Here is a 6,514-nt window from a genome sequence, read left to right as displayed (position 1 = left end):
CGAGGGACGAGCGAGACGAGACGCCCGGGACGCGGTCGAAACGTCAGCCCGCTTCGTCTCCGGGCGCGAGAGCGCCCTCAGCTCAACGACCGGGAAGCTCGAAGCGCCTCCGCTCAACGACCGGGAAGCTCGACGCGCCTTCGGTCAGCGACCGGCTGTGGTGAGGGCGAAGGGGCCGACGAGTTCGGTGAGCTGGTCGCGCATGTCGTCGTCCGAGATCGTGGGAGTGCCGTCGCCCGGCTGCGGGCCGTAGTCCCCGAACGACGCGTGGCTCGCGCCCTCGATCTCGTGCATCTCCGCGTCGTCGGGGAGGAGGGGCCGCGCGTCGGCGATCTTCTCCGATGTGGAGAGCCCGTCCTCGCTGCCCGCGACGCTGATCACCGGCAGCCCGGACGCCGAGAGGTCGTTCGCGCAGTACGACCCGAACAGGGCGAGGCCGTCGGCATCCGTGGCCAGCTGGCACGCCCGCACGCCGCCGAGCGAATGCCCGCCGACGAGCCAGGTGTCGACGCCCGTCGCGAGGTCGGTGAAGGCGGACAGCGGCCGCAGGTCGAAGAACGCGAGGTTCAGCCAGGGCTTCGTGATGACCACGGTGACGCGGTCCTCGGCGACGAGTCCCGAGAGCTTGTCGGCGTAGGCCCAGGGGTCGACCTTCGCGCCCGGCACGTAGACGAGGCCGACGTCGGCGGACTCGCCGGCGGGTGCGAGCACGATGCCCGCGTCGGTGTCGGTGATCTCTATCGCGGCGTTCGACCGCACCTCGGCGAGCGGCTCGGGCTCGGCGGCCATGACGCCGACCTGGCTCCAGATCACGATGCCGACGATGCCGAGCACGATGAGAGCGCCCAGCGAGCCGAGGATCCACCACACCACCCTGAGGCCGCGCCGGCGGGTCTTGACGGTCGGCTCGGCAGTGGGTTCAACAGTGGGCTCGCTCGGGGTCACCGGAAGAGCGTAGCCCGGCCCGAGCGGCCCAAGCTGCGATCGCGATCAGCCCGCGAGTTCCGCCTGCCGCGCCGCGACGACGGCCTCGACCTTCGGGAAGAGCGGATGCCCCGGCTCGAGGCCGGTCACCGATGCGGTGAAGGTCGCGGCATCCTGTTCCCGCAGCATCCGCTGCAGGTCCACCGACTGTGCGTCCTCGCTGTCGTCGAACGCGAGCGCTGCCCCGATCGCGGCGACCAGCGCATCGACGCCGAGTCCGCGCTCCGCCGCTTCGGCGGCGGGGCCGACGAACCGCTCGTGCCGCGACAGCTTGCGCAGCGGCTGCCGGCCGACCCGCCACACCGTGTCGGGGAGGGCCGTGTTGCGGAAGCGACGCAGGATCGTGGCGCGGTACGCCGCGAGCTCCGCCGCGTCGAGCCCGTGCTTGGCCTCGAGGAGCGCCGAGGTCTCTTCGAGCGCCGCCTCGACTCGCGCGGCGAGCGCGGGATCCGACAGCGCCTGGGCGATGCCCTCGACCCCGGCCCGGGCGCCGAAGTACGCGGTCGCCGCGTGGCCGGTGTTCACCGTGAACAGCTTCCGCTCGATGTAGGGCGCGAGGTCGTCCACGAAGTGGGCGCCCGGGATGCGGGGCGGGTCTTCGCCGAACGGCTGCCGCTCGATCGCCCATTCGTAGAACGGCTCGACGGTGACGTCCACCCCTCCGCCTTCGGGCTGGCCGGGCACGATGCGGTCGACGGCGGTGTTCGCGAACACGGCGCGGGAGGCGAGCGCGTCCCACGCATCGCCGGCGAGCAGCCTGATCTCCTCATGGAGCAGATCGGTGGCGTTGATGGCGTTCTCGCACGCCATGATCTGCAGCGGCGGACTCGACGGATTCCGCAGCGCCAGTCCGGCGACGATGTGAGGCGCGACGAACTTCAGGATCGTCGGCCCGACGGCGGTCGTGACGACGTTCGCACTCGCGATCTCCTCGACGACCCGCTCAGGATGCTCGGCGCTGTTGATCGCCCGGAAGCCGGTGACCACCGTGTCCTTGCCGCCCTCGCCCACCTCGTGCACGGTGTACCGGGACGCGTGGTTGATCGCGTCGACGAGCGGGGCGGCGACATCCGAGAAGACGAGCTCGTACCCGCCCTCGTGCAGCAGCAGGCCGACGAAGCCGCGGCCGATGTTGCCGGCGCCGAAGTGGACGGCCTTCATCAGACGCCTGCCGCGGACACCAGGCCGTACAGCTCTTCCGGTGTCTGCGCCTGCTTGAGGCGCGCGACGTCGTCCTCCTCCGAGAAGAGGATCGCGATCTGCGACAGGATCTCGAGGTGCTCGTCGCCCTTGCCGGCGATGCCGACGACGAACGTCACCGGGTTGCCGTCCCAGTCGACGCCGCCGTCGTAGCGCACCACGGACAGCGCGGACTCGAGGATCTCGCCCTTCGTCTCGTTCGTGCCGTGCGGGATCGCGAGCTCGTTGCCCATGTACGTCGACACGGTCTGCTCACGCTGCAGCATGGCGTCGTAGTAGGCCCCCGTGACGGCGCCGGCCGCCTGCAGGATGTCGGCGGCCTCCTTCATGGCCTCGTCGCGCGTGGCGCTGCCGGAGTGGATGCGCACCTGGCCGATGCTCAGAACCTCGCGTGCCATGTCTTCGCCTTTCCCGCTGTCTTGTCGTACTGGCTGTCGTGTTCACTTGTCGTGCTCAGGGGAACGGATGCCGCCCCCGCCGTTCGCGCCGGCTGCCGCGTGATGGCGCGGCCGGAGCGAGGGCGATGGGGCCGAGGGCATGAAGCGCCCGCCCGGCCCCACCGCGGTCTCAGCTACGCACCATCCTCGTGCTGCGCGCGGACCAGGTCCACGACCTCGTCGTAGCGCGGCGAGTTCATGAAGTTGTCCACCGACACGTGCACCGCGCCGGGCGTCTTCTGACGCGCCCGCTCGGTGAGCTGGTTCTGCGTGATGACCAGGTCGGCCGAGGCGTCCAGGTTCGCGATCGCCTTGTTGACGACCGTGACGTCCTCGATGCCCGCCTTCTTGATCTTGTTGCGCAGCACGCTGGCGCCCATCGCCGACGAACCCATGCCGGCGTCGCACGCGAACACGATGCTCTTGATCTCGCGCTCGGTCATCGTCGCCGGCTCGATGCCGCCCTCGACTCCGGTGGCGGCACCGCCGCGCAGGCCGGTGAGGGCGTCGGACGACTTGCCCTTGGCCGCCTCGGTCTGCGTGATCGCGGCGCCGAAGGCGTCGTCGGTCGCCGCCATCGCTGCGAGGTCGCGCTTGCGCGAGGCCCGCAGGATGAGGGCGGCGATCAGGAAGGTGACAGCAGCGGAGAGGACGACCGACAGGATCACCGCGAAGTACGCGCCCTGCGCGGTCTGTGCGAGCACCGCGATGATGCTGCCCGGGGCCGCCGGCGCGCGCAGCGCACCGCCCAGCAGCATGTTGGTGGTGACACCGGTCATGCCGCCGCCGATGAGGGCGAGGATCAGGATCGGCTTCATCAGCGCGTACGGGAAGTACACCTCGTGGATGCCGCCGAAGAACTGGATGACCGCCGCGCCCGGCGCCGAGGCGCGTGCGGCGCCGAGCCCGAAGAACGTGAACGCGAGCAGCAGGCCGACACCCGGTCCGGGGTTCGCCTCGAGGAGGAAGAGGATCGAGGATCCGGTGTCGGCGGCTTCCGAGACGCCGAGCGGCGTCAGCACGCCGTGGTTGATGGCGTTGTTGAGGAAGAACACCTTCGCCGGCTCGATGATGATGCTGGTGAGCGGCAGCAGGTTGTAGTCGACCAGCCAGTTCACGGCGTTGCTGAGCACCTGCATGATGCCGTTGACGAGCCAGGCGATCGGGTAGAACCCGACGATGGCCATCACGAAGCCCCAGATGCCGGCCGAGAACATGTTGACGAGCATCTCGAAGCCCGCCTTGATCTTGCCCTCCCACAGGCTGTCGAGCCACTTCATCGAGTAGGCGGCGATCGGCGCCATGATCATCGCGCCGATGAACATGTGCACCTGGCCCAGCTGGTTGTCAGCGGGCAGGTCCGCGTTGATCTGCGCGATCAGCAGGTCGGAGCCGGCGATCGCGCCCATCGTCGCGATCGACGCCACCACCCCGCCGCGGATGCCGTAGATGATGCTTCCGCCCGTATAGGCGATCAGCAACGGGAGCAGGTAGTGGATGAACGGGCCGACGATCGTCGCGAGGTCGGCGTTGGGTGTCCAGCCGACTCCGATGAAGAACGCCGTGAAGATGCCCCACGCGATCAGCGCGGGGATGTTCGGCATGATCATGCCGGACAGGAACGTGCCGAAGCGCTGGACTCCGACCCGCGCCTTGCTGGTGCCCGATGCGGGCACTGACGCCGTTGTCATTTTGCTGTCTCCTTCTCTCGTCGCCGCAGCTGCGGGCGGCCTATCGGGTGGCCGCCGTCTGGGCGGTTGTGGGTGTGGTGCCGCTCGCCGCCTGTTGCGCTGCGGCCCGAGCGGATGCCGCGTCCGACGCGGCGAGGGCGGCTGCGGCGATGTCGCGTGCCTGGTCGATGGTGTGCTTCAGCAAGGTGGCGCGCACGTCGGCGAGGGCCGTCGGGGCCATCGACAGGCTGGTGGCGCCGAGGCCCACGAGCACCACCGCCAGGAGCGGATCGGCTGCGGCCTCGCCGCAGATGCCGACGGGCTTGCCGTGCGCCCGACCGGCGTCGCCGACCTCCCGGATGAGCCGCAGCACCGCGGGGTGCCACGGGTCCTGGAGCGAGGCGACCGACCCGAGCAGCCGGTCGGCGGCCATCGTGTACTGCGTGAGGTCGTTGGTGCCGATCGACGCGAAGTCGGTGTACGACAGGATCCGGTCGGAGAGCAGGGCGGAGGACGGCACCTCGACCATGACGCCGGCGGTCTTGATGCCGTAGTCGCGCGCGATGTCGGTGAAGTACTCGGCCTCCTCGACGGTCGCCACCATCGGCGCCATCACCCACAGATCCGCGTCTGTTGCGGCATCCGCGTCGGCCAGCGCCGTGAGCTGCTCGCGCAGGATGTCCTCACTGGCTCGTAGGGCCCGGATGCCGCGGAGGCCGAGCGCCGGGTTCTCTTCATGGGCGTCGTTGAGGAACGCCAGCGGCTTGTCGGCCCCGGCGTCGAGCACGCGCACGACCACCTTCTTGCCGGGGAACGCCGAAAGGAGCTGCGTGTAGGCCTCGCGCTGCTGCTCGACCGTGGGAGCCTGGGCCGAGCTCAGGAAGAGGAACTCGGTGCGGAAGAGCCCGACGCCCTCGGCGCCGAGCGCCACCGCGTCGATCGCGCCCTCGGGCTTGCCCAGGTTCGCGAGCAGCGGCACCGGTGTGCCGTCGGCGAGGGCGCCGTCGGTGATCGGCGCGGACGACGCGGACGCGCGGTCTTCGGCGCGTCGCAGCGCCCGCTCGAGCTCGTCGGACGTCGGTGCCGTCGTGACGACGCCGGCGGCGGCATCCACGATCACGGTCTCGCCGTCGCGGAGGTCCTTGGCGTCGACCGCGCCGACGATCGCGACGATCGACTTCTCGCGGGCGAGGATCGCCGTGTGCGAGGTCGGGCCGCCCTCGGTGGTCACCAGGGCGAGCACCTTGTCGAGGTCGAGGAGGGCGGTGTCGGCCGGTGCGAGATCCTTCGCGACGAGGACGAACGGATGCCCCGGGTCGGGCACACCGGGAGCAGGCTCCCCGCGCAGCCGGGCGATGACGCGCTGCGCCACGTCGTCGAGGTCGGCCGCGCGCTCGCCGAGGTAGCCGCCGAGCGCCGTGAGCTGATCGCGGAACGACGCGAAGGCGTCGAACACGGCGAACTCGCCCGTCTTGCCCTGGGCGATGCGGGCGCCCACCTCGTCGGCGAGGCTGGGATCCTCGGCCATCATCGCCTGCGCCTCGAGCACCTCCTGGGCGGCGCCCCCGGCCTGCACGCCGCGGGCCTCGAGTTCGCGCGCGACGGTGGCCACGGCATCCGCCACGCGTGCCTTCTCGTCGTCGGCGCTCAGCGTGCTGGGCGCGTCGGTCGGAGCCGGCGCCGGTTCCGCCATGCGCGCGACGGGCCCCTGGGCGACGCCGAGGCCGATTCCCACACCTCGCAGCTCGGTCATGTTCACGCCTCCGCGTCGTGGTCGGTGGTCAGGAGTTCGGCGAGCGTGTCGAGCGTCGCCTCCGCGTTGTCGCCGTCCGCGGTGAGCGTCACGTAATCGCCCCGCTCGACACCCAGCGCGATCACGCCGAGGATGCTCGCCGCGTTGACGGGGCTTCCCGCGTCCTTCGCGATCGTGACCGGGATGCCGGCGTCCTTCGCCGCCTGCGCGAACAGCTTCGCCGGACGGGCGTGCAGACCGTGCGCCGATCCGATGCGGACGGTGCGGGAGATGGGTGGCATGTTGTCGACCCCTTTTCTGGTTTCTGGTTCTGGACTGCTCTGTCGGTGCGGGTCTGTCTGGCCGTGCGCGCTCTGTCTGCGGGGGCTCGGGTGGGGGTCAGTCCGGGCTTTCGGGCCCTGCCGCATCCGCGGCCGGGAGCGGCCCCCCGGGGCTCCCGGTCGCGGCGCGGACCAGCGCGAGGGTGCGGG

At 70.8% G+C, this 6,514-nt stretch carries 6 protein-coding genes; all 6 read right to left on the bottom strand.

Annotated features, from left to right (window positions below; genetic code table 11):
* Positions 1-144: 144 nt before the first annotated feature.
* The 6 genes from B1729_RS19430 to B1729_RS19405 all read right to left on the bottom strand — a co-directional run bounded on the left by B1729_RS19430 (position 145) and on the right by B1729_RS19405 (position 6,325).
* Entirely contained in the window at positions 145-945 is an 801-nt protein-coding gene (locus tag B1729_RS19430) for an alpha/beta hydrolase (protein ID WP_163616987.1), read from the bottom strand.
* Between the two features lie 45 nt (positions 946-990).
* On the bottom strand, positions 991-2,145 hold the full coding sequence (locus B1729_RS19425; RefSeq protein ID WP_163634457.1) for a mannitol-1-phosphate 5-dehydrogenase: 1,155 nt from the start codon (positions 2,143-2,145) through the stop codon (positions 991-993).
* The gene (locus B1729_RS19420; protein ID WP_163616985.1) at positions 2,145-2,582 is read right to left on the bottom strand and encodes a PTS sugar transporter subunit IIA; all 438 of its coding nucleotides are present in this window, start codon (positions 2,580-2,582) and stop codon (positions 2,145-2,147) included. The genes B1729_RS19425 and B1729_RS19420 overlap by 1 nt, the downstream gene beginning before the upstream one ends.
* A gap of 173 nt (positions 2,583-2,755) precedes the next feature.
* A complete protein-coding gene (locus B1729_RS19415; protein WP_163616984.1) occupies positions 2,756-4,312 on the bottom strand; it encodes a PTS mannitol transporter subunit IICB in 1,557 nt (518 codons plus the stop codon).
* A 40-nt stretch (positions 4,313-4,352) separates the two neighbouring features.
* Entirely contained in the window at positions 4,353-6,044 is a 1,692-nt protein-coding gene (gene ptsP, locus B1729_RS19410) for a phosphoenolpyruvate--protein phosphotransferase (RefSeq protein WP_163616983.1), read from the bottom strand.
* Between the two features lie 2 nt (positions 6,045-6,046).
* Complete coding sequence (locus tag B1729_RS19405; protein ID WP_163634456.1) at positions 6,047-6,325, bottom strand: HPr family phosphocarrier protein; 279 nt, start codon at positions 6,323-6,325, stop codon at positions 6,047-6,049.
* Positions 6,326-6,514 lie beyond the last annotated feature (189 nt).

It is taken from the genome of Microbacterium sp. B35-04 (genome assembly GCF_010634885.1).
In the GTDB taxonomy this organism is placed as follows: Bacteria; Actinomycetota; Actinomycetes; order Actinomycetales; family Microbacteriaceae; genus Microbacterium.
The sequence above is the reverse complement of the archived record's forward strand: the minus strand, read 5'-3'. Positions and strand labels throughout refer to the sequence as shown.